Source organism: Alteromonas sp. G5_S2_22_S1 (genome assembly GCF_054968525.1).
Map to the genome: position 1 here is coordinate 43,932 of NZ_JBQKUJ010000008.1, position 23,587 is coordinate 67,518.

Consider the following 23,587-nt stretch of genomic DNA (forward strand, 5'->3'; position numbering starts at 1 on the left):
AATAAGCCAATGGGCTTACGTTCAATTTTAACTTTGTTGCTTAGGGTGGCATGTGCAGATAAATAGACCAAGTGAGTTAAAGCGCCTGCGTATCGCGCTAATTATTGGTGCTGTGCTTATCGTTGTTTTCATGACAGCCGATCTCATGCTGCTGCCTAGTACTATGTACGAGCTGTACATATTCGACCGCTTATTACTTCAACTCCCTATTGTATTTGCGGTGGTGGTGGCCTCTTATTGGCGTAAGTTTATTCAGCACAGAGCATACGTATTTGCGGGCTTACTCGCGGCCCTCACCTATAGCAACTATTGGCTTATCTTTGTGTGCTGGCAAGAGCACAGCTTCATTTTCCCTTACGAGGGTACAATTTTATATGCCTTCTTCTGTGTTTTTGCCCTTGGCATTCCTTTCAAACTAGCAGTCTCGGTAAACGTAATTAACATTTTAGGTTTTTTGGGGTTAATGTGGATTACGCCTGTTTATGGTGATCGAGTGCCCATCTCTGCAGCCTTTGTTGCGGGCTCTTTGTTTATCTGCGTGTATGCCAGATATCGGTTAGACCGCAGTGTACACCTGCTTAAAGAGACGAACGAGAGACTGCTTAAACTGAGTAAGTTTGACCCACTTTCTGATTTATTGAACCGCCGAGCGCTGCGCGAGCAAAGCGAAAAGCTTGTGGCACTCAGTCAACGTCACAAGGTGTCGATGGCGGTAATGATGCTCGATCTAGATGACTTTAAAAAGTACAACGACAGTTTTGGTCACCAGCAAGGTGATGAAGCCATAAAAATACAAGCGCGCATCATGAAACAGGTTTTCAAGCGCGAAACCGATATTTTAGGGCGCTACGGCGGTGAAGAGTTTATTGTGGTACTAAGCGATATAGAAAAATCACAAGCAACAACGCAAGCGAAAGCACTGTTAGATAAGTGGAAAGAAACGGCAATAGAACATGCGCAAGGCGCTAAGCACCCGCTAATGAGTTGCTCCATTGGGGTTGTATTCGCCGAATCGGTCACTGATGTTTCAATTGACTGGTTAATTGATGAGGCCGACAAAGCACTGTACGAGGCCAAAGCAAACGGCAAGGCCCAGTTCGTAATCACTCAAGTTTGAAGTGTAGTGATGAAACGTTAAATAATGGCATGTAGCGCGCATCGCGATGCAATGCGCGCTATATCTTATGCTTAGCCTTTATAGCTTAACAATCATTTTTCCGGTGTTCTTACCTTCGAAAAGCATATTTAACCCTTTCTCTGCATTATCGAGGCCTTCGATAGTATGTGCACGGTATTTAATTTTGCCTTGCTGCACATAAGGCGTCAGTTTTTCTAGGATCTTTGGAATTTCACCCCAGTGATCAGGCATAGCGAAGCCGCGAATATTAATACGTTTTTTAATTAATGGTATCCAGTTCGGGCCTGGTGACGGGTTGTCCGCCTGGTAGTCGGCAATCATTCCGCACACTACAATCCGTCCATGCGTATTCATTCTATTGACGATGTGATGTTGAATGGGGCCGCCGGTATTTTCGAAAAACACATCGATTTTGTCTGGCGTAAGCTCAGTGAGCTTTTCTTCTAAATCATCGGTCTTGTAATTGATTGCACCGTCAAATCCAAGCTCGTTGACAATCCAGTCTGCTTTCTCCTCGCTACCTACAACGCCAATAACACGTAACCCGTCAGCCTTCGCAAGCTGGCCTACCATTGAACCTACAGAGCCCGCAGCGCCGGTTACGATGAGTGTTTCGCCTTCCTTTGGTTCACCAAAGTTATAAAGTCCAGTGGTGGCGGTTAAACCCGGCAGAGCGAAGACACAGAGCGCCATTTCCTCTGTTACCCCGTCCTGAAGCTTATTAAATCCAGAGCCGTCACTAAGCACATATTCGCTCCAGCCGGTCATGCCCATTACTTTATCGCCAACCGAGAAGTCAGGGTTCTTAGATTCAACGACTTCACCAACCCCACTTGAGCGCATTACATCGCCAAGTTCTACCGGAGGAATATAGCTTTCTCTGTCTTCACTCATCCAGCCAAGCATTGCTGGGTCTAACGACATATGGGTCTGCTTAATAAGAATCTGGCCGTCTTTTGGTGTAGGGACTTCTAACTCTTTGGTTTCAAAGAGGTGAGGGCCAATTTTCCTATCGTGGGGGCGTTGAACCAGCGTAATCGCTTTGTAAGTTGACATTGTATCCTCCAGTAACACGTTAAACATTGTTTGCCTTCTTGGCACTTTAGATAGCGAGGCCACCTGTTATGGCACAGCTATCTGCTTATAAAAGTGTGGGGCTGATGGTTATAAACTCAACCGTATATAGACCTACTTTATAAATTTGAGTGAAACAGCATAGTAGTACCAATAGATACTAGTTATAGATTATTAAAATGAAATTAACATTTTTGTTATCTCAAGTTAACCTGAGGTTATCAATTGTGCTTATAAAATCGTCGAAGTTGTAGCTAAAATTGTAAAAAATGCGATAAAAGTGCGTAAATAGCGTTTACTTGCATTGAACAAAAGTACTCATATCCGTAAAATGCCCGCTGCAATTTTCCCCTATTACAATGAGTATCTTATGAAGCAACAGTTTTCTTTACGTGCCTCAGTTTGCTTAGCGCTTGCTACTTTAGCCTCTTCTTCTGCGCTGGCAGCTGGTTTCCAAGTTAATGAACACAGTGCAAATGGCCTTGGCCGCGCAATGGCGGGTCAAGCAGCTAAACCAGAGAACGCCTCTATCTTAGCAACTAACCCAGCAGCAATTGGTGTATTTAAAGAAGCTGAGTTCAGTGCATCAGTAAGCTTTATCGACCCTAATGTAGACATCAATGGTGCGGTTACTTACAACCTTGGCGACACTCCAGTTGGTGGCGCGGCCGCACAAGAAGACGATATTGCCGATACAGCCTTTGTACCTGGTTTCTTCTATGTGTCACCTATTAACGATGAAGTTTCTGCTGGTGTTGGTGTATTCACTACATACGGCCTTCGTTCAGACTATTCAGACGACTTTGGTGCACTTCACTTTGCGGATACTGCTGAAGTTAAAACCGTTACGTTAAACCCGGCTGTTTCTTACAAAGTAAACAAACAGCTTATGATTGGTTTTGGCTTGAACATCACTTATGCAGAAGCTGAGATTGGCTCTGGTGTATCAAACACGCTAGCGGGTACTGTGGCAGGCCTTGCGCCAACGGCTGAAGCTCTAGGTATCACCTTACCTACCCTTACTACTGGAAACTCGTTGTTTAGCATGGAAGGCGACGACTGGGGTTATGGTTGGAACGCGGGTATTTTCTGGCAGCCAACTGAAATGACAAATATCGCGCTTTCACACCGTGCAGAAACCAAACTGGAACTAGACGGTGCGGTTTCATCTGAAACGCCGGTATTCCCAATAAATCTTAATCAGCCTGGTAGCCTTGATTTAAATCTTGCTGCTATTACAGAACTTGCTGTTGATCAAAAGATTGATGACCAGTGGTCTGTTCAAGCAAGTGTTACTTTCACCGACTGGAGCACTTTCGAAAAGCTAGAAGCTAACCTTGAAGACGGTGTAGACTTCCTTATTAAAGAGGAAAACTTCGATGATTCTTGGCGCGCGTCTATTGGTGTAACTTACATCTTAAATGATGAAATTACCTTGCGTGCGGGCTATGCTTATGACGACGGTGTGGTATCGGTTGAGAACCGCTCACTTAGTATCCCTGATACTGACCGTCACTGGGTTTCTGGCGGTATGACTTATACCGTAAGTGAAGATACGTCAGTTGACCTTGCGTATGTATTTATTGATGGCCGCGAAGCAGATATTAATAAAGACAGAACCATCATTCGCGATGTACTGCCTGAAACTGACTTTACTACCAACTTTACCGGTACTCAGTCAGCTACTGCACACATTCTAAGTGTTCAGCTTAATACGCGCTTCTAATTAGCCGTTAGGGTAGAGCACCTGAAGTACAATAGAAAAATGGCAGCGTTTAACGCTGCCATTTTTGTTTCCGTGTTGTGTTGTCCACCGCAGGCAATGAGAACTCGTTGACCCTTTTTAGCAGGTCTATATTTGGGCGAATAAATCTTGCAAGCAAGTGATTGCTGCACTGATTTTGGCGGGTACCAACTCTCGCTTAGGGGTAACCGCATAAACGGTATAGTCAGGCAATTCCCATTCTGTGAAAAGCTGCTTCATTTCACCTGATTTGAGTAAGTGTCTTACTTCCGGTTCTGGTAATATCGCGTAACCTACCCCGTCTTGCGTTAGCTTAATCAGTGTCTGCATCGAGTTTACGTCTATACGCTGGGTATCCAATTCATATTCACCTTCGCTATCATGTTGCATAACATAATCTTCAATATGGCGATGTGTGATATAAGCATGACTATTTAACTGTGCCGGAGAACTCAGGGCTTCATTCGCTAGAGGGTGTCGTGCTGATACGCATAAAATGCGCTTCCAGGTAGCAAGTTCTAAACTGCTGAAGTTAGTATCTGAAACAGGCGCAAAGCAGAGAACTAAGTCTGCACTCGAAGCAATAATATCTTTCGGTTCGTCGGTTACCGTAAGTGAGATAGTAATTTTGGGAAACTCTTCACATAGCTTTTTAAGCGGCTCACTGAGTAAACCGCCGCCAAACCCTTCAGGGGCAATGATATTTATCTTACCGGTAGGGTCATCTTGCAAACTTTCTATTTTTTGCTGTGCTAGCTCTGCGGTTTCCAGCATTTGTTTACTGGTTTCGTAATAGATGCGTCCTGCTTCTGTTAAGCTCAAGCTTCGCGTATTTCGATTGAAAAGGCTAAGACCGATGTCGTGCTCTAGCTTTCTCAGCTGTTGGCTAATCGCAGACACTGTCATGTGAAGTTCTCGGGCTGCGACACTCATGCTTCCACTGTCTGTAACCGAAATAAAAACCTGTAGGGAGCGAAGTAATTTAGTATTCATGGCGCTAGTTTAATCCTTTCTATTGGCCGCAGTATCGTTCCCTTCTATTAGTAACAAATTAGCAGCCTAAATAGATGAATTCTACCGTATTTTCACGTTGACCGGCGTTTTTAAGCAGGCGTTTACACAATGCTTACCGTTACTTTTTGTGCGCCCACAGTACAAATTGCCCGCCTATTAAATTATTAACCCAGTAGGCCAACACCTGCTATCTAATGGTGCGCACCATATTGATGGTGTTAGTCGCAAGCTTCACCTCTACAAGAAAAACAACAAGCGCACTAATTAGAAACATCATTGCCAGTATAAACAAAACAATAATTGGGGTTTTTAAGTCAACAACCCAAAGTGACCCTGAAAAAAGCGCCATGATAACGGTGCACACCATAAGCCCTGATGCCACGCATAGCCCAATCGCCCAATTGATCACCTTTACCCTGCGCCACAGCACTTTTATCTCTTTTTTGGAGCGATCTACAATGTGTGGGTCTGACAGCGTATGAATTTGTCGCTCCGCTACTCTGACTCGGTCAGATATACGCCCAAGACGAGATGACATCACATTAAGAAAGCCTGCTATACCTGTAAGTAAAAATACAGGCGCTACGGCAAATTCAATAAGTTGTGAAAGGCTAGGTATAAGTGTGTCCAACGGGTCCTCCAGCGAACAAGACTGACTCAAACTGACTTCAGGCTCAATGCATTCCTAGCTTTCCACCACAAGTAGCGGTGTGTAGCGGTTTTTGCATAGGTCATGTCGGTATATTAATGCCAATACAAAGCAAAGTGTAAGCCAATGCTTATAGCAGGTAAACGAAATGATATGTAGCAACTTACATGAGTTTAGCGGTTTTTAACCCATCTAAGTCTCAATTAGCGGTACACTAGTACTTTGAGTTACGACACTTTTTCTTCTGCATAAGGATAGATAATGCGCTTACCCTCTTTGTTTCCTATGTCTTTGTTTACCGCATCGCTTTTAACGACAATGGCAGCTGCACAGGAAGCCAATGAAATAGAGAGAATAGAGACCACATCTTCACGAATTCAAGGCCAGATAACAGCAACGGGCTATGCGGTATCATCTATTTCAGAAGAGACGCTCTCAATGCTTTCTTTTCAGCATATTCAAGAGTCGCTTAATTACATTGCGGGCGCCGGTGTTCAAAGAGGAAATGGACAGGAGTATTTGCCTGCGTTGCGCTCACCGGTTCTCACAGGTGCAGAGGCATGCGGCGGCATACTGGCCGCTGAAGACGGCATACCATTGCGCGCTGCCGGCTTTTGCAACATTAATGAGCTGTTTGAAGCGCATGGCGAGGTTGCAGAGCGTATCGATGTAATTAAAGGCCCTGCGTCTGCGTTGTATGGCTCTAATGCTATCCACGGGGTTATCAACGTGATTACACCAGACACTACGCAAGGCACTGGTCAGTTCGCTTTGGATTACGGCTCATATGGTTTTCACCGCGCTAAACTTCAACAAGGCAAAGACTTTGGCAGCAGTGGCGTGGGTATTGCTGCAAGCTTAACCCGTGACACTGGCTATCGAAATGACGAAGGTGTCGACCAAGAAAAAGTCTCGTTGCGCCACCGTATTGAGTGGGACAGCACGGTGATAACCAGCGGCCTAACCTATACACACTTAGACCAAGAAACGGCAGGTTATATAGAAGGTTTTGAAAGCTATAAAAGTACCGAGCTTGCCAGAAGTAACCCAAACCCCGAAGCGTTTCGCAATGCAAAAAGCTTAAGGATATGGAGTAAGTTCAATACGTCCTTTGATGGTGGACATGGATTATCAATTACCCCTTACCTACGCAATCAAGATATGCGTTTTCGCATGCACTTTCTACCTGGCAAACCCCTTGAAGAAAACGCACAGAAGGGCGTAGGGGTGCTGTCGCAGTTTAATTATATCGTTAACGATTACGTTTCCTTAGATTTAGGCATAGATGCCGAATACACCGAAGGCGAGTTAGTGCAGTCTCAACAAGGCGCTACCGAAGGTTCTGCTTTTTTAGTTGAAACCATACCGTCTGGTAAGCACTACGATTACGATGTAGATGCAGCGTTAATTGCGCCGTTTTTCGCTTTAAACTGGCAACACGAAAAATGGGATGTTTCTTTTGGCGGGCGCTTTGAATCGATGCAATACGACTACACCAACAATATGAACGTAGGGCGTGTGCGAGAAGATGGTACCCAATGTGGTTTTGGCGGTTGTCGTTATTCTCGCCCAGCCGATAGCAGTAACGACTTTGACAGTTTTAGCCCTAAGCTTTCTTTGCGCTATCAGCTGAGCGGGTCTACGCAATTATTTGGCGGCCTTGCGCGGGGTTACCGTGCGCCACAAGCCACTGAATTGTACCGTTTACAGCGGGCTCAAGAAGTAACAGATTTAGATTCAGTCACCGCAGATAATATCGAAGTTGGTATTACAGGTACCACTGACCGGGGCAGCTATACCCTTTCTTTCTATAGCCTTGAAAAAGATAACGTGATTTATAGAGACAGCAATTTTTTTAACGTGAGCAATGGAGAGACGTGGCATAGAGGCGTAGAGCTTTCGTTTAATCAAAAAATTAGCGATGTTTTACGCGTAGACTTCGCCGGTACTTACGCAAGGCATACCTATGAGCACAGCCAAATCACTGGTGAGCTAGATATTAAAGGCAACGATATGGATACCGCGCCCAAGGTGCAGTTAAACACCCGCTCAAACTATGACGTCACAAGGAATATTCAGGCGCAAATAGAATGGCAGCATGTGGCAAGCTACTATACTGACGCTGAAAATTTAAACGAATATGATGGCCATGACTTAGTGCATGCGCGAGTGCGTTTTAACGTTAATAATGACATTACGCTTCACGCGCGTATCAACAACGTATTCGATACCAAGTACGCTGAGCGTGCTGACTTTACTAGTTTTACAGGCCCTCGTTACTTCCCTGGTCGCCCTCGAAACTTCATGCTAAGCGCTACTTTCGCACTGTAATTTAAAATAAGCGCATGTCATGGGTAACTATTAATCTCGAAAATGCAGACTATCGCCGCGATTCGCTTGTAGGGCATTTGCTTCAGGCGTAGTCTGTAGAGGTCAGCGTGGGTGCAGTCATGCCACGTATAGCCCTTCTAGCAGGTGATATACGTGGAATGATTGTTAATAGGTATACCCATGCAAAAAATAGTAATAGTTGGTGGCGGTGCTGGTGGTCTTGAATTAGCCAGTCGCTTAAGCCGCACCCTCGGGAGAAAGAAACAAGCTGAAATTACCCTTGTCGACCGCAGTCGAACCCATATATGGAAGCCCCTACTTCATGAAGTGGCAGCGGGTGTCATAGATAAACATTCAGACGGTGTAGATTACGCTATTCACGCTGCGGCTCATCACTATCGCTTTCAGTTAGGTGAGATGTGTTCCTTAAACGCAGACGCACAAACCATTTCCTTAGCACCATTAGTTGATGAAGAGGGAACCCAGGTTTTGCCCGAGCGGGAAGTTCACTATGACCAGTTAGTATTGGCTATTGGTAGCGTAAGTAATGACTTTGGTACACCGGGGGTGGCAGAGCATTGTTATTTTCTCGACTCGTTGAAGCAGGCAGAACGTTTTCATCGTGCCTTGCTTAACCAGCTTATTCGTATTAACCAACAAGAAGATAAAGACGCAAGATTTGAGGTTGCTATTGTCGGCGCAGGGGCAACCGGCACTGAGCTGGCGGCTCAACTTCACCATGTGGCAAACTTATCTAAAGCTTACGGCATGCCAGAGATGTCGGCGTCCCGTTTAAAAATTACAATTGTTGAAGCAGGTGAACGTATCTTGCCGGCTTTGCCCGAGCGAATAGCGAACTCGGCACGAAAAGCGCTGCACAAGCTCGGTGTAGACATAAAAGAGCAAACCATGGTTGCCGAGGCAGATGCAAAAGGGCTTATTACCAAAGATGGCGGCCGTATTGACGCTGATCTCATGGTGTGGGCCGCTGGGGTTAAAGCGCCAGACTTCATAACACAATTAGACCTTTTTGAAACGAATCGCGCCAATCAAATTCTGGTCGACAAGCAATTGCGAAGTTCTACTAATAAGAATATCTGGGTGTTAGGCGACTGTTGTGGTTTCCAGCAAGAAAACGGTAAATGGGTTCCGCCACGCGCCCAGTCTGCGCACCAAATGGCAGATATTGTGGGGCATAATATAACTGCGTTATTTACCCAAAAAGAGACCAAGGTTTTCACCTATAAAGACTACGGCTCGCTAGTTCATTTGAGCAAGTACAGTACGGTGGGTAGCTTAATGGGGTCGTTATCTAACAGCAGTATGTTTATTGAAGGGCGTCTTGCAAAACTGGTCTATGTTTCGTTATACAACATGCATCAATTTGCAGTACATGGAAAAGTTAAAGGGGCGCTTAAGCTTCTGGTGAAAAAGTTAAGCCAAGCGATTAGCCCAAAACTCAAACTCCACTAATTGCGCATGAGCAGAAAAGCCCCGAGGACGGGGCTTTATTTTAATGTGAGTTTGTAAAAAAAACGCTATTGCTTAACGCCTTCAACATGAAGTTCTAACTCAACGGTTTGTGACGCTGGACCTAGATCATAATCAATACCATAGTCTTTAAGTGCAAGGGTCGTTGTGCCCATAAAGCCTGCGCGGTAACCGCCCCATGGATCTTTACCTTCACCAATTTTTTTCGCTTCAATAGTGATAGGTTTTGTGACGCCATGCAGTGTGAAATCACCCATTACATCCATCATTCCATCGCCTTTATTGACCACTTTTGTACTAACAAACTTAGCTTCTGGGTAGTCATCAGTATTTAAAAAGTCATCGCTTTTTAGGTGTTTATCACGCTCTGCGTGGTTAGAATCGATACTGTCTGTATCAATGGTCACCATGATTTTTGCTGCGGTTGGGGCATTGTCGTCGTAACTAAAGGTGCCTTTAAAATCGTTAAAGCGCCCGGTCAGCCAAGAGTAGCCTAAATGCTGAATTTTGAAGTTGATAGATGCGTGAGCACCTTTGCTATCAATTACATAATCTGCGGCCTGAGCAGTGCCAAGAGACAAAGCTGCAGCCAAGGCAAGTGTTAACTTCTTCATAATTTCTCCTATTTCCTTAAGTATCAACGAAGCCGTAACATCTGCTTCAGTGTGTCGTCTTTGCTTAAAAAGTGATGTTTTAATGCTGCTATGGCATGTATCGCTGATAGAACAATAAGCGACCATGCAATGTAAAAGTGAGCATCCCCCGCTATCACTTCCTGGCTCTCAAATAATTCCCCGAATGCAGGCACAGAAAACCAATTGAATACATCAATAGCTCTGCCATCGGCAGTCGAAATCAAATACCCGCTAATAAACAGTGCAATCATCAGCGTGTATAAAAGTGCGTGTCCAACGTGACTCAGTGTTTTCTCAACAGTATTACCGAACGAGGGTGGACGTGAAGTTGCTGCGCGCGTCATTAATCGAAGCGCAGTGATAGCAAATAACAGTAAGCCAACGCTCTTGTGCCAGTGTGGGGCGGTTTTATACCAATCGCTGTAATAGGTAAGGTCGACCATCCACAACCCTGAAGCAAACATGCCGATAACAATAAACGCACTTACCCAATGAAGAATGACGATACGTCGAGGCCACCTAAAATTCATGTTCGGTCCATTGGTAATAAGTTGCATTAAGTCTATTGCCATTCTTGCCAACTAAAAATCGCATAAAATGAAAGCATTTATTCTTTTTTTTAGAACGATGCATCGGCGAATAAACCTTTAACACTCATTAAGCATTGAAAGCGCTGTCGTTTAGTGGTCGATATGTTGCGCTAAACACCCCTGTTAAACGGGGCAAATGCGCTTATAGTTTAAAAAGGAAGTCACAAATGTGGCGTTTCATTATCAATTTTTTAGTACGCTGAGGTTTACGTATTGCACGCATCACGCGTTTTGTTGGCGTTAATTCTGCCAGCTTTATTTTCATCACTGGTTTCCATCTCCGCTCTAGGAGAAGGGCGGAATGTACGAAATATAGCGGGGCAATCGCCCAGTGAAGCGGCGTTATCTGTGCTTGTTAGTGAATGGGAAAAGTCCGTTCATGAGAGCGCAGATGACGACATAGATGATGGGGTACCTGCTCTTAATACTATCAATGGTATTGAGAAATACCGCTTACTTGCACGGCGTATCGCTAGTTCAAAGCACCATATTAAACAGCGCGCGAATATCATAAGAGGCCCACCTTCTTACGCTTAATCAACAAGAAACCGTTTTATCACTTTTTGATTAGGAGAGAAGGTATGCACGCCTTAAATCTATATAAAACCGAAGCAATTGATACATTGGCATGGCCAGTTGTTGAAAACACCATTACCGTAAATTCATCAGCCATGGCGGTATTTACCGACTTCAAGCAATATTTACCCCACGTGATTGATGCGCGTACTCCGGCGACAAAAGTTGAGTCTATTATGCGGCAGTCTCACGTTCGCATGATGCTGGTGGTTAATAGCCACAACCGATTTATCGGTATAGTCACGAGCCATGATGTCAGTGAACAGCAGATCATAAAGCGTATTAGTGAGCTTAAAGCGACACGCGAAGAGTTAACGGTGCACGACTTTATGCGCCCTAAAACGTCGCTAATGTCTTTTGACTTTACTGAACTGACCCATTCATCGGTAGGCGATGTTATTGAAACATTGAAAGACTATGGACAGCACCATTGCTTGGTGATGGACAGAGACACTCATGAAGTGCGTGGTGTTATCAGTGTAAGTGACATTGCCAGAGAGTTGCGCTTACCCCTAGATATTCAAGGGCGACCAACATTTGCTGAACTTATCACTATCCTCGCCGCTTAATTTTCATTTTTTTTAATACTGAACCATACTTTTACTGCGCATGTTGGGCATGCGCAGTAAAAAGTTTATGCCCACCAGTAACACGGTTACGCCAATCTTTAGCAGAGGTTTACAAGCGTTTTTTAGGTAGCATGCTTATGGCGAATTCATTGTTACTGAATTTGATTGCTTCAAGTTGGTATGCATTTCGCTTTATCTCATATCAACTGTACAACCTTATGCGATGAAGCGAGGCAATACCATGAAGAGATCACTATTTCCTACCAGTGTTGTGACCAAAGCATTTACTTGGGCGTATCAAGAGTTGGGCTTAAATGTTAAACAAGCATCTGAAATACTAGGGATTTCTCCATCATCTCTAGCTCAAACTACCCTGCTAGGTTTTGAAAGCGGAACCACCGAGTACCGAAAGCAGCTCGCGTTCATCCGTATGTATCATTTACTCATTTCATTGTCAGATGGGGACAGTGAGCAAATGAAAGTGTGGTTTAGAAGCTATAATGTCAGCTTTGAGATGTCACCGTGTGATATGTGTAAGCAGTACGATGGAATTGAGTCTGTCGCCGACCAACTTCGCACGCTTAAACAATCTTCACAAGACCGAGAAAGCGCACTTACAGTCGTCGAATTTCCATATAAAGAGCGCGAAACCAGAGCAGGTTCTACCATTCACTAACCCCATAAGCAGGCCGTTTATCGGGCCTTAGCGTCGATAGCACAGATAAAGTCGGCACAAGCCTGTACTTGGGTTACGGGGATCATGTGCCCAGCATTAGGGAGTATCTGATACTCTGCTGCGTCGATAGCGTCCGTCACCGCATTAATGTGCTCACTGGGTTTTAAAATCGTATCTTTTTCGCCATATAAAACGCCTACGGGGCATTGAATTTCGCCATATCTTGTCTGTTGTTTATACAAGCTCCCCTGTGCTGACACCGTATCTCTACTTCCTTCGTAAAAGCTACGCGAATGAAGCGCTAGCAAACCGCCGCCTTCTACAGAGAATGAAGCGGGAACGGACTCGGGGTGGAATATTTGCGCTACCTGTTTACGGCCTAATCTAGCCCTAAGTGGGCTGGCAATAGTTTTTGCTACGCTACTGCGTACAAATTCATTAGGAATGTAAAGCACTGACAAAGGGCCTGCGCCCCCTTTTAATGGTGTAGTAAGTGGGCAAAGTAGTGAAACCGAAGTAATCTTACTTGGCGCATCGATGGCCATTCGCAGGGCAACACCCCCTCCCATTGAATGCCCTGCTACGCTTACACATTCAATTCCTTCCTTGTCCATCCACTCTAAAATCATTTTACTTTGTTGAGCGAAGCTTGCCGACGTCCCCTTATAACGGCTTGAAAACCCGCTACCAGGCCGGTCAATGCTGTAAACCGTATAACGGTCAGCAAGGGTTTTTGCCAATTCGTTAAAGTTGTTACTATTGCCGAGTAAGCCGTGTATAAGCAAAAGAGACGGGCCGCTTCCTTGTTTCTGCCAGTGTATAATTCCGCCGGACACTGGCGTTAGTTTTCCTGCGGGTGTAAATGCAGATTCAATATTGCCATCCATTTTGGCAGTAAACCAAATAAGGCCCGCAAGGATACAAATGAAAACAAGTAGTGCAACAATCATGATGTATGTCCCATAATAGAGTGAAATTTAACCTAGCGGCTAACGCAAAGGGCGTCAAGTCAGCCATAGTGATAGAGCGCGATAACCCCAACAACAGCGGGTTAATGCAAAGCGTGCAAAGACAGCAAAATTTTAGGAACCAAGATGGAATTAAGAATTAGCCGCACTATTGCGATAGATGAGAGCGAAGCTGATCTGCAGGCTATTCGTGCGCAAGGGAGTGGTGGGCAGAATGTCAACAAAGTAAGTAGCGCCATTCATTTGCGGTTTGATATCCATGCCTCTTCTTTGCCCGAAAGATTGAAAGAAAAGCTGCTTCAAGCGAAAGATAAAAGGGTGACTAATGAAGGTGTTTTTGTGTTGAAAGCACAGAATTATCGTACCCAAGAGCAAAACAGAGAGGATGCTTTAGCGCGCTTAGTGGAATGGATAAAAGCAGCGACGATTGAACAAAAACCGCGTATAAAAACTAAGGTAAGCCGTGCGGCAAAAGCACGTCGGGTTGATGTAAAAAAACAACAGGGCGCAAAAAAATCAATGCGTAAGAAAGTGGAATTTTAGTCAAAACTAATCTAAAGTATGAGGCTCAAAAAAGGTCATTTCGCAAGACAACGGAAAATTCTTAAAACAATAAATGAATGTGTCTTGTGTTCATGCTAAATATTGGAACTTAGGGAAGCATACAAAGTGACGCGTTCGAACGTTATTCCTATGGTGCTATTTGCTGCCATAGTCATTTCGCTTGGGATTAACACACCGCAAGCTGCAAACGAGATCATCGCTCGTTTGTTCAATAAATCGATATCCAATACCGAGTTGCAACCATCGCAAGCTGATGTAGATCGTTTTCAATCTATTCTTACTGATAAGTCTGAAAAAGAAGTACGCACCATTTTAACTCAGCGTGCCCTTGGTAATAAAATTACAGAATCAGTGTTGGCTGACTTTGCAGACAAAAATGCCATAGAGCCAAATGAAGGCGAGGTGCAGTCAGCGTACTCGGTAATTAAGCTGTGGACAGTGGATCTGGACGGCAATAGTGAGTTTCAAGGTGAAGAGCTTGAGCGCTATCGTCTAGCTATGGCCCACGGTATGGCGAAAAGCTGGAAAGTTTCTAAAGCCTTGTACGAGGCGTATGGTGGCGACGTGGTTTTTCAGCAAGATAACCCGTTAACGCCGGTGGGCGCATACCAACAATTGTTTGAGCAGTACCGTGAAAAGGGTGAGTTTGTTATCTATGATCCGGTATTCAAAGCAGCGTTTTGGAGCTCAGTTAAAATGAAATACGCCAAAACTTACGACCCAGACAATATTGATTTCTCACTTCCTTGGTGGGAAAAGAGCATGACTGCTGCAGAAAAATAAATTTTGAAAGCCCTGTTTTTACAGGGCTTTTTTTATTATTTCTAAAAAAAATCCTAAACTGCGGAATAAAACCTTTTCTTCATTCGTTATCTCATCGTCCTTTATGAAAAAACGGAGATAAACGGATGAAAAAGTTAAATACAGCAATTGCACTTGCTTTAGGTATTGCATCAACGTCAGTGATGGCTCAAGAAGCCGAAATTTCTTCGAATGCCTCAGTTAATGCGTCAAGTTCTACCTCTTTATCACTAGCTACAAACTCAAGTGATGAAACGACTAATCAGGCCTCTACACAAAGTAACGTATCAGCGCAGGACTCAGCTAATGCTAATGGGCAAGCCACAACCGCTACTATGGAAAATGAAGCACCGTCTGAACAGAAAGAGGGCGATAACACCACACAAGAGGCTGCACAAGCTTCATCGTCGAACGCCAGCCTGTTAGCCAATGGCGCACAGTCGCTGTCTACTGAAACCGCACCTAGCGTAACAGCAACGGCTGAAACCGCGCTAAACGGGACATTATCAACGGCAACTAATTCTGCAACATCGACGGCAGCCGCTGCGTCAGGAATGCTTACAAACAGTGTCTCTGGCTCACTTTCAACGCTAAATGCAAGTGGCGCTGCATCTAACGCGCTATCTTCTAACGTTAATGGTGCAATAGGGGGCACCGCACAAGGAACCGTTGCGGATACCGTTCAAAGTACGGTAGCTGGCTCAGTTGAAGGGGCAGTATCAAGCACCGTCGAGCAAACGGTATCTACTACGGTTGAAGACGCGGTGACTACAACGGTTAATGAGAACGTTGCGTCAAGCATCTCAGGGGCGCTTGGTCTTTAGTACGGGATAACCACAACGGTTCACCTAAAGGAAAGACTTGAGTAACCTCAATGCGGCTTGCAAAGGTATTGACGCAAGCCGCAGCTTCGTAGGGGCTACGCAACGATTCGCTCTTTTGCGTTGTCACTCAAGTGATGCCAAGCCTATTCCACTCATGTTTCACCTTAGGTCTACTGCATCACCAAAACCAGCTCCCATAGAACATTAATATTTATTTGTTGTAGGTAATGACGATGAAAAACCAATCTGCCCAATGCACACACATCAATAAACCAACGCTTGGCTCACACACAAATAGCACAATGCAAAAGCGAGTCTCCTTTATCGCAACAGCGGTTGCTTTATGCTGCAGCACAGCCTACGCCACCGTGATTTATGCTGAAGAAAAGGATGAGGAGCTGCGAGTTGCTGAAAGCGCCGCGGGCGATACCGGAAATCGTGCCGCGAGCGATATCGGAAATCGTGCCGCGAGCGATACCGGAAATCACGCCGCGAGCGACACAGATAAAAAAGCGGTAGATAATACCAACAAGCACAAAGCAGTATCACTGACAGCGTCAGGCTACGTGGGCTACCGTCACGATAGCAACGTGAGTGTCAGTGAGCTTGATACTAACTCAGATGTGGCTGATGAAGCGCTGCAAACTGAAGCGCAGTTAACGCTTACTGTAAAGCCAACGTCTAAGTGGCAAAGCGTACTGTCTGTGAGTCAAGCGAATACGAACTACCAAACACTGAGTGAGTTTGATCTTGGGTTGACTACGTTATCAGCAAATACCAGCTATGCTTTTGACTTTGCCAAACTCGGTGCTCACTATTACCACGCCAATGCCAAACTAGACGGTAATGATTTTCTAACCTATCAACAATATGGGCTGTCAGCAGGCCAACTATTCGGGCAAAACACCTACCTTCGACTAAGTACAGACCTTATCGACAAGCAGTTTGATAACACGCCGGAAGACGCGCCTATCCGCGACAGCGATGCTGTGTCTTTGCGAAGCGACCTTTTCTACTTTTTTGAAGGTCAAGACTTTGTGCAGCTTACCGCTAGCAAATTGGACTCGCGTGGTGAGTATGACGGGCAATATCAAACAGCCTCAAGCGCAAAGTTAATGGAAGATGAGTTAGATAAAATGATGGCCTCTGCGCCTTTAAACCGAGAGCAAGAAAAAGACGCAATTGAAGCAACTTGGCAATCTAAAAAGGCCAAAGGAGTAAATGATGAAAACTAAAATTATGTTCGTACTTGCGGTGTTAGTCATGGCTGGGTGTGCGAATCAGCCTGATTACAGGCAGGCCCAGAAAGGTGGTTTTGGGTATACAGAAAGTAAACTCAGCGATACGCAATATCGCGTGCACTTTAAAGCGAAAGGGTCAGACAAGGGTAAAGCGATGGATTACGCTATGCTGCGCGCTGCCGAAGTTACTCTATTAGAGGGCTACGACTGGTTTGTAGTGACTGGTCGGGAAACCCTCGTAGATAAAGAGACCGTGCAAACTACGCCCACGGCAGGTTTTAGTCAGCGTTACGCAAGAATTACAGATTGTGGCGTACTAACGTGTCGTACCTCGTATCACCCTACTACGCAATTTGAAACTGGAGTATTTGTGGGTGGTTCACAAAAAAGTGAAATCGAAAGTATTTTGAGTATTGAATTAGGCAAAGGCACCCGCCCGTCATCGGCAACGAGTTTTGACGCTAGGGAAGTCCGCGATAACCTACAGCCGAAAACAGAAGAGTAAGCAAAAGGTTAGCGTTAAAAAGAAGCGGGCTTGTCCCCTTCTTAATATGCGCGAACGATAGGCAGTAAAAAGGGCCGCAATATTCATGTTGCGGCCCTTTCTAATTCTAGCTTATTTCTAGCTCCCTTTGCTTACCCTATATATCGGGCAGCAAATAATCGAAGCTCCTCTTGCTAAAAGTTTAAGCGTAGGTGAGGCAATTAATTGAAATATGCATCCACTTCTTTCTCAGCTTCATCACGGCTTTTACCGTATTCTTGCTGAATTTTACCTACTAGTTCTTCACGGCGACCGTCAATAACATCTAGGTCATCATCGGTAAGCTTGCCCCATTTCTGTTGCACCTTACCTTTCATTTCTTTCCAATTACCTTCAATACGATCATTGTTCATAACGTGCTCTCCTTATCTAAACAATTGGCTAAAAAACTGGTCATAGAAAACCGGCCAGTTACTTTAACTGCAGCAAGTCATATTCCAATGTGTAGGCTGCTGAAATATATAGATTTTTAACAAATTTAAGGGCGGAAGCTTAGGTGGTTTTATGCAGGATTTACAACGCATTGCAAACCCTACATGGGGCGAGACTAGTTTAATGTCTTGGCAAAAGTGTCACTATCCTGCTTTTTATCTATCTTATGCTGATCTTCACTGCGCCCTTTTTTCCAATAGCTACTAATATAGATATACTCATGAGCCACTTCTTTATCATCTTTGAGCCAGGTTCTTATTGCCCTCATATCTGAAAACTCGCATGCTACCCATATGCTTGGCGTGCCGTCTAGCCAATCGAGCTCTGCAAGACACATTGGGAGTGATTGGGTATCCCATATTACAAAGACGCCTTCAGGTTTACTTAGCGCAACCTTATCGTTTTCATCTTCAATTTGAATGACGGCGTACCCTTTTGCGTTTGATGGAAGTTCGGCAAGGTGGTTTCGAATACTTGGCAGTGCGGTCATATCGCCGGCGAGTAAAACCCAGTCATAGTGGTCGTTTAGGCCTTTGCTAGTGCCAGGGCCTGCCAACGTAATGGTATCTCCAGGCTGGGTTGAAACAGCCCATGCTGAGGCGGGGCCAGTAATACCATTGTCGGCATGCATAACCATATCAATTACCATTTCTGGTTTTGTCGCGTCAAAGCTGGCAACGGTGTAAGTACGCATGGCAACTTTACTCATTTCTGTAGGGTGCGGTAACGGGTTCCCGTTAAGATCAAACATAAGCTTTACATACGCGCCCGCTGATACAGAGGGAAAGGTGCGTAAGTCGTCACCACCTAAATAAATCCGCTGCATAGTGGGGGTTATACGAACAGATTTGGTCACTGTAGCTTGACGTGGTTGCGGTTTAGCCATTCCCTTCTCCTTTAAACTAAAAACGTTATTTTATTTGTTAATGATTCTCATTACCATATCTAAAGGTGGAACGAAAAAGAATATTAAATTCGGGTTTATCGATTGATAGAAGGAAATACTAATAGGCTTGGGAGTAAACTCGAGACAAAGAAAAAGGGGCATGAAGCCCCTTAAAAAACCACAACATAACTTGGAAAACACATTTACACACCACAAAGACGCACACTCAACGACTTCATGTACTTAGTAAGATAGCCTAAATCACAAAAGGTTCCGCTTAATTAAAAATAAAAGGTAAAAAAATAAATACCTTTCTTATTTGTAAACAAAGCAGACGCCAAATGGGTATAGCCAAGCCCTTGCTATTGCACTAGTTATTAGTAGATTGTTTGACGTGCCTAAGCGTGATGAAAGTCATGCAGGCCGTTACCGCTAATAAAAGCGATGCCGCTGCAAAAGGGTAAGCGATATTTATCTGGTAGATAAATGCGGCGAACGGAGGCCCTACGATATAGCCCATGGCGGTCGTTGCCGTAATCAGACCCGTGATCCTAGCTTGCTGTCCGGGCGCACAAAAGGTGGTTGCCGCAGCGGCAAGTGACGGATAGGCCATACCCATACCTAATCCCATCAGAGCCATAGCCAGGTACAAAATAGTCAGTGAATGTTGTAGAAACAGAAGTAAATAAGCAAGAGCTAGTAAAGGTAAGGCAAGGGTAATCATGGTTTCTTTACTTATTCGCCCTTTTTGTACCCATCCAAATTGCACGGTAAGTGAAGTAGCAGCACTCACCATCATAGCAAAGCCAACCTGTTGAGCTGCATCTACAGGGGTAAAATGATAGTAATCAATGAAGAAGAACCCTAGGGACTGTTGCATCATTGCCATGGCGCAAAACACACAAATACACGCCGCCACAAATATATACGGAACGATAGTTTTTGCTTCTTCATCGCGTTTCAGATCAGCAGATGTCTTTTGTGCACCTAAGGGCGGTAGGTCGGGTAGTTTAAAATAAACAAGCGTCAGTGCTAACAGCGTTAACAGCACGATACTGTATAAGGGGGCGAGTAGGCCAAAACTCACCAGCAGTCCAGCGTAAGCGGGGCCGATTATTTGGCCTACGTTACTTGCGGAGGTAACCTTACTGATGGCGCTCACACGTGTTTCGGGTGTGCTTATTGCTACGGCATAGCCCACCGCCGAAGGGGGCGTGGCAGACATAATAGTTGATTGCATGCTGCGACTTATCAACAAGGCAAGAAATAAGTTAGTGCCGCTTATTAACCCTGAAAACCCTGCCATCCAAGCGCTTGCGAATGCAAACGTACCTAAGCTATAGCCGGTAAGGCCTACCATAAGAATACGCTTAAACCCTGCTCTTTTGGCCACTTTGCTCCATACATTGGTACCAAAGGCGAAAATAAATGCTGAACTCGACATAATCGTTGCGATGTGAAATTCAGTAAGATTTGCTTCACGGCCCATAGATGGCAGGGTGGTAAGCATAACGCTTTGCCCCACAGACGTGGCAAGTAAGGCGCAAAAAAGCACTTTAAAAACAAGGGTGGAAGACGGTGGCAATGGCACGCTATCGGCTCTTAAAATAAGGCTATAGAACCCGAGTATTCTATCATAAGTACAGATAAAAAAATGCCCGCCAAAGGCGGGCCAAAATCAGAGGTATGTAAAGGCCGGGATGGGCCTTTGAGGGGAGAGGAATGTCGTCGGGTGACAACTCACTAATAACATCGACGACATTACCAGTGTCCTCACTATGGTTCTGCCGAAACAACACACATGTATTTCAACAAATCCAAATAGGGTCAACAATCCCTCGCTGCACGAGACATCACTGTCAGTGCTTACGATGTAGGTACTCCTGAACTTGTTTGCAATCCCTATGAAACAAATGCGATGCATCCTGCGAGTTTATCTAGGTTTTCTTTTACCTAACCTCATCATCGACCAGCAAATAACGAACCTTCAACAGTCATCCTAAAGCTATAATACTGACGTTTCCGTTTATCCTTGGCGACCATTCCATGCACTTCCTATGTCGTCACCTTCAGTATTTTTCACTTACGCAGTTTGGCCTCTCCGTCGCTAAAGCTATCCTAGCTACAAGCTGCGTTCTGTCATTATCCGTTAGTCTAATGTATGCGTGATCTGTGCCAAATAAATTAATTGAGATTAAAGTTATTTAACTTTTTGTTTTTTAAGGTTTTGTTTCGTAGGGTGGGAAATGTGCGCTGAGTGAAGGTCACGAGAACGCAAATGACAGTGTATTTTTTTCACATCAGGTTGTATGAAATTACAAACAGGTAAATACGACTATTTTGTCTCTACCGGTTTCTTTAGCTTCTTAAAGCGCGGCGTCGGTTTTCTCTAAAACAGAAGAAATGCTTTGCGCTTCTGTAAGTAATAAAACACCCGCTGAAAAAGTGAGTTTGATTTCACCACCTAGTGCTTTAATAGAAGCGTCCTTCAGTGATTGACTGAAGGTTTCAAGACGCTTAACGGTCTCGCTTACATCGACACCTTGAAAGATAAAAAGAAACTCTTCGCCACCTAGCCGTCCCATATCAACACTCGCCGAGAAGTTTTGCTTTGCTGTAGCAGCGAAGAGTTTTAGCGCATCGTCGCCCACACAATGGCCATACTTATCATTAATAGTTTTAAAAAGGTCGATATCTAACATTGCCACTGCGCATTTATTGCTTTTATGCGGTAATTCATTCATACGAGCTTCAAGTAGCTCTATCGTCTTACCCCTGTTGAACAAGCGAGTTAATGAATCCGTGGTGGCGATTTTCTCCAACTTTCTTTGATAGCGCATACGCTTCCTAAGGCATATAAATAATTCCATTCATGGCGTTTGGGGTTTGACTGCTGTGAAGCGAGGAGTAACTTTAAACGCGCCATTTCTTTCTCTGGCGCGCGATGCAGTGCCTTTATGCCTGCAAAGACATCGTCATTAGGCGCTGAATTGAGTGATGGCAATGCAAGGGTTGATGGACTTGATATAAAAATAGCTACAATCAATAGTTTGATAAGTAGCCTAAACTTCGTCATCGGTACGCAATCCTTTAGCATGTATCTTTCTTCAATAACAACTATAGGTCATTTTTGCGCGTTAGAAAGAGTTTATAAAAACTCATTTTGTATAAGGTGACTATTCAGCCAGCGGTGGTAGACGTATCAAGGTGTTTAACATAAACGCCACAACATTATTTTCTTAGCCGTACATTGCGTAAAGCACGTAGAGCGTATCTTGAAAGTCAGCGAATGAGAATCCGCTGACTCGCTATTTCTGGTGTTGTTACCAAGAGCCGTACATTGGGTTGGGAAGAATGAAAATTTCTGTACCAACTCGAGGCATGAGCGTCTCAACATTGGCAGACTCTTGGGTTACGCCGCCCACGTCTTCAATGTTGTCGCCAATTTGCATGATAATAGTGTGAGGCGCTGCCCAGGTTGATGCCGTGTCTGTCGACGTATTTGAACAAGTGATCTTGCCTTGGGTGAGCTGCATTCTTCGCAAGTCTTTGTCATTAACCATACCTTCTTGGCCCACCGCTTCTTTGTCTTCAGCAGTTCGGCCGACAACACACGTATTGCTGACGGTAAGCGGCAAACCATGCGCCAAGAGGTTATTCCACGTGTGGTTATCAAGCTGCTTGTTACGATTCGTAATAAGCGCAACCTTGCCATTTCGCTGAATAACCTCGTCGATAAAATCAGCGACACCAGGAACCAATGTTGCTTCTTCACGTTTTACCCAATCAGCCCAGCTTTTTGAAGAATACCCCAAGCCGGCACTTTCCCGTTCTTTTTGGTAGGTGCTGTTGTCTAGTACGGTTTCATCAACATCCATGACTACAACGTCGCCATTCTCAAAACGCGTAGGAAGCGCTGCAACAGCTTGGTTATACACAAAGCTTGAAAGAACAGGGTACTCTTTGCTGCTAGTCTGATAAACCACGGCGTCTGAAAGGGTATGCGCTTTTTCACCAGCAAGCGGGGTTGATGCTGTAGACGAGCACGCCGCGATAGCTGATACTGCAGCGCCGATGCATACTGCTTTACTGATGTAAGAGAGCTTGTTAAGAGATAACAACGTTATTTTCCTTTTATAGTGTCTTCTGTCTACCGGTTTCAACACCATAATTACCCCTTAATTTATCGATAAACTGGGCCTGATATTTCAGCGATGGCGTCGTGTGCATGCAGACTTTCTTGATGTTCTACTTTTACACGAAAATGGGGTGCTTGGTAATACGTACTTAACGCTCCAAGCAGTCGCCTTACCGAATCCTCCGCGCCAAAAGATTTATGCAAAATCTAACAAGTCAGTACCGAAGAAGTTATCGATGATACAGCGCCATTCACCGGCTTCGTCTTTTTGTAAAACATAAACGGCCCGTTTGCCCTCGCAGGGTAAGGCATTGGGTGTGGCTTTGGGAACAAGATAAAGCTTGGCGATCACTAGCGCCACATCACCGGCTTGTATAACCCGCTCATCCCCTGTTGTGACAAAATGTTCGGGCATAAATTTCTTTTGAAATTTAAGTAAGGCGTTAACGCAGTCGCGCTGCGTGGCATGTTCGTCTGTAGTCTGGTTTTGCGTTGAGCTGGACATGGGGGTAGCGACCACTTTTGCATCGCTAGCATAACACTGGGATAAGGCGTTTTGATCGCCGCGGTTTACTGCGTCATGCAACTGTTGTAACACGTGAGATATTGGATTGTTCATGGCTGTCGTTCCGTTTTTTGTACCGCAAGACGAGCCAATAAAAAACCCGCCTTGCGGCGGGTTTAGTGAATTCTATTTACGCA

Annotated in this window: 26 protein-coding genes; 12 read left to right on the forward strand and 14 right to left on the reverse strand. The window is 44.7% G+C overall.

The window, feature by feature from the left end:
• The first annotated feature begins 52 nt into the window (after positions 1-52).
• Positions 53-1,117, forward strand: coding sequence for a GGDEF domain-containing protein (locus ACTRWF_RS10360; protein WP_015068405.1), 1,065 nt, complete (start codon positions 53-55; stop codon positions 1,115-1,117).
• 78 nt (positions 1,118-1,195) lie between these two features.
• Here ACTRWF_RS10360 and ACTRWF_RS10365 read toward each other — a convergent pair whose 3' ends face one another.
• Positions 1,196-2,194, reverse strand: coding sequence for an NADP-dependent oxidoreductase (locus ACTRWF_RS10365; RefSeq protein WP_020746774.1), 999 nt, complete (start codon positions 2,192-2,194; stop codon positions 1,196-1,198).
• Between the two features lie 388 nt (positions 2,195-2,582).
• Between ACTRWF_RS10365 and ACTRWF_RS10370 the strand changes: the two genes are divergently transcribed.
• A complete protein-coding gene (locus ACTRWF_RS10370) occupies positions 2,583-3,938 on the forward strand; it encodes an OmpP1/FadL family transporter (protein WP_015068403.1) in 1,356 nt (451 codons plus the stop codon).
• A 126-nt stretch (positions 3,939-4,064) separates the two neighbouring features.
• Here ACTRWF_RS10370 and ACTRWF_RS10375 read toward each other — a convergent pair whose 3' ends face one another.
• Positions 4,065-4,949, reverse strand: coding sequence for a LysR family transcriptional regulator (locus ACTRWF_RS10375; RefSeq protein ID WP_020744503.1), 885 nt, complete (start codon positions 4,947-4,949; stop codon positions 4,065-4,067).
• 208 nt (positions 4,950-5,157) lie between these two features.
• Complete coding sequence (locus ACTRWF_RS10380; RefSeq protein WP_012520003.1) at positions 5,158-5,601, reverse strand: DUF2721 domain-containing protein; 444 nt, start codon at positions 5,599-5,601, stop codon at positions 5,158-5,160.
• Positions 5,602-5,880: 279 nt separating this feature from the next.
• On the opposite strand from ACTRWF_RS10380, the gene ACTRWF_RS10385 reads away from it, so the two are divergent.
• Both ACTRWF_RS10385 and ACTRWF_RS10390 read left to right on the forward strand, forming a co-directional pair.
• Positions 5,881-7,950 carry a TonB-dependent receptor domain-containing protein gene (locus ACTRWF_RS10385; protein ID WP_462835521.1) on the forward strand — a complete coding sequence of 690 codons (2,070 nt, stop codon included), beginning with the start codon at positions 5,881-5,883 and terminating at the stop codon, positions 7,948-7,950.
• Positions 7,951-8,130: 180 nt separating this feature from the next.
• A complete protein-coding gene (locus ACTRWF_RS10390) occupies positions 8,131-9,423 on the forward strand; it encodes an NAD(P)/FAD-dependent oxidoreductase (RefSeq protein WP_020744501.1) in 1,293 nt (430 codons plus the stop codon).
• 65 nt (positions 9,424-9,488) lie between these two features.
• On the opposite strand, the gene ACTRWF_RS10395 is transcribed toward ACTRWF_RS10390, so the two are convergent.
• Positions 9,489-10,055: a YceI family protein gene (locus tag ACTRWF_RS10395; protein WP_462835522.1), complete on the reverse strand. Its 567-nt coding sequence runs from the start codon at positions 10,053-10,055 to the stop codon at positions 9,489-9,491.
• 23 nt (positions 10,056-10,078) lie between these two features.
• A complete protein-coding gene (locus ACTRWF_RS10400; protein ID WP_348681769.1) occupies positions 10,079-10,606 on the reverse strand; it encodes a cytochrome b in 528 nt (175 codons plus the stop codon).
• Positions 10,607-10,879: 273 nt separating this feature from the next.
• Between ACTRWF_RS10400 and ACTRWF_RS10405 the strand changes: the two genes are divergently transcribed.
• From ACTRWF_RS10405 to ACTRWF_RS10415, 3 genes are all read left to right on the forward strand, one after another.
• Positions 10,880-11,203, forward strand: coding sequence for a hypothetical protein (locus tag ACTRWF_RS10405; RefSeq protein WP_462835523.1), 324 nt, complete (start codon positions 10,880-10,882; stop codon positions 11,201-11,203).
• A gap of 44 nt (positions 11,204-11,247) precedes the next feature.
• On the forward strand, positions 11,248-11,811 hold the full coding sequence (locus tag ACTRWF_RS10410; protein WP_012519996.1) for a CBS domain-containing protein: 564 nt from the start codon (positions 11,248-11,250) through the stop codon (positions 11,809-11,811).
• 241 nt (positions 11,812-12,052) lie between these two features.
• Complete coding sequence (locus ACTRWF_RS10415; protein ID WP_020744497.1) at positions 12,053-12,487, forward strand: hypothetical protein; 435 nt, start codon at positions 12,053-12,055, stop codon at positions 12,485-12,487.
• A 17-nt stretch (positions 12,488-12,504) separates the two neighbouring features.
• On the opposite strand, the gene ACTRWF_RS10420 is transcribed toward ACTRWF_RS10415, so the two are convergent.
• Positions 12,505-13,437 (reverse strand): alpha/beta fold hydrolase, encoded by a 933-nt coding sequence (locus ACTRWF_RS10420; protein ID WP_020744496.1) that lies wholly within the window; start codon positions 13,435-13,437, stop codon positions 12,505-12,507.
• A gap of 144 nt (positions 13,438-13,581) precedes the next feature.
• Here ACTRWF_RS10420 and arfB point away from each other — a divergent pair, with 144 nt between their 5' ends.
• The 5 genes from arfB to ACTRWF_RS10445 all read left to right on the forward strand — a co-directional run bounded on the left by arfB (position 13,582) and on the right by ACTRWF_RS10445 (position 17,390).
• Positions 13,582-13,998 carry an alternative ribosome rescue aminoacyl-tRNA hydrolase ArfB gene (gene arfB / locus ACTRWF_RS10425; RefSeq protein ID WP_020744495.1) on the forward strand — a complete coding sequence of 139 codons (417 nt, stop codon included), beginning with the start codon at positions 13,582-13,584 and terminating at the stop codon, positions 13,996-13,998.
• 126 nt (positions 13,999-14,124) lie between these two features.
• Positions 14,125-14,802: a hypothetical protein gene (locus ACTRWF_RS10430; RefSeq protein ID WP_012519992.1), complete on the forward strand. Its 678-nt coding sequence runs from the start codon at positions 14,125-14,127 to the stop codon at positions 14,800-14,802.
• A gap of 125 nt (positions 14,803-14,927) precedes the next feature.
• Positions 14,928-15,644 carry a hypothetical protein gene (locus tag ACTRWF_RS10435; RefSeq protein WP_462835524.1) on the forward strand — a complete coding sequence of 239 codons (717 nt, stop codon included), beginning with the start codon at positions 14,928-14,930 and terminating at the stop codon, positions 15,642-15,644.
• 233 nt (positions 15,645-15,877) lie between these two features.
• The gene (locus ACTRWF_RS10440; protein WP_462835525.1) at positions 15,878-16,879 is read left to right on the forward strand and encodes a hypothetical protein; all 1,002 of its coding nucleotides are present in this window, start codon (positions 15,878-15,880) and stop codon (positions 16,877-16,879) included.
• Entirely contained in the window at positions 16,869-17,390 is a 522-nt protein-coding gene (locus tag ACTRWF_RS10445) for a CC0125/CC1285 family lipoprotein (RefSeq protein WP_015068390.1), read from the forward strand. Before ACTRWF_RS10440 ends, ACTRWF_RS10445 begins: the two co-directional genes overlap by 11 nt.
• A 200-nt stretch (positions 17,391-17,590) precedes the next feature.
• Here ACTRWF_RS10445 and ACTRWF_RS10450 read toward each other — a convergent pair whose 3' ends face one another.
• The 8 genes from ACTRWF_RS10450 to ACTRWF_RS10485 all read right to left on the reverse strand — a co-directional run bounded on the left by ACTRWF_RS10450 (position 17,591) and on the right by ACTRWF_RS10485 (position 23,504).
• A complete protein-coding gene (locus tag ACTRWF_RS10450; RefSeq protein WP_012519989.1) occupies positions 17,591-17,782 on the reverse strand; it encodes a CsbD family protein in 192 nt (63 codons plus the stop codon).
• Between the two features lie 194 nt (positions 17,783-17,976).
• Positions 17,977-18,747 (reverse strand): siderophore-interacting protein, encoded by a 771-nt coding sequence (locus tag ACTRWF_RS10455; protein WP_015068389.1) that lies wholly within the window; start codon positions 18,745-18,747, stop codon positions 17,977-17,979.
• A 370-nt stretch (positions 18,748-19,117) separates the two neighbouring features.
• On the reverse strand, positions 19,118-20,338 hold the full coding sequence (locus ACTRWF_RS10460) for an MFS transporter (RefSeq protein WP_015068388.1): 1,221 nt from the start codon (positions 20,336-20,338) through the stop codon (positions 19,118-19,120).
• 775 nt (positions 20,339-21,113) lie between these two features.
• Entirely contained in the window at positions 21,114-21,587 is a 474-nt protein-coding gene (locus ACTRWF_RS10465) for a diguanylate cyclase (protein WP_462835526.1), read from the reverse strand.
• Positions 21,539-21,844 carry a hypothetical protein gene (locus tag ACTRWF_RS10470; protein WP_462835527.1) on the reverse strand — a complete coding sequence of 102 codons (306 nt, stop codon included), beginning with the start codon at positions 21,842-21,844 and terminating at the stop codon, positions 21,539-21,541. Before ACTRWF_RS10470 ends, ACTRWF_RS10465 begins: the two co-directional genes overlap by 49 nt.
• 226 nt (positions 21,845-22,070) lie before the next feature.
• Complete coding sequence (locus tag ACTRWF_RS10475; protein ID WP_462835528.1) at positions 22,071-22,916, reverse strand: HAD family acid phosphatase; 846 nt, start codon at positions 22,914-22,916, stop codon at positions 22,071-22,073.
• A 14-nt stretch (positions 22,917-22,930) separates the two neighbouring features.
• Positions 22,931-23,089, reverse strand: coding sequence for a GTP cyclohydrolase, FolE2/MptA family (locus ACTRWF_RS10480; RefSeq protein ID WP_462835529.1), 159 nt, complete (start codon positions 23,087-23,089; stop codon positions 22,931-22,933).
• Positions 23,082-23,504, reverse strand: coding sequence for a YybH family protein (locus ACTRWF_RS10485; RefSeq protein WP_015068385.1), 423 nt, complete (start codon positions 23,502-23,504; stop codon positions 23,082-23,084). Before ACTRWF_RS10485 ends, ACTRWF_RS10480 begins: the two co-directional genes overlap by 8 nt.
• Between the last annotated feature and the right edge of the window lie 83 nt (positions 23,505-23,587).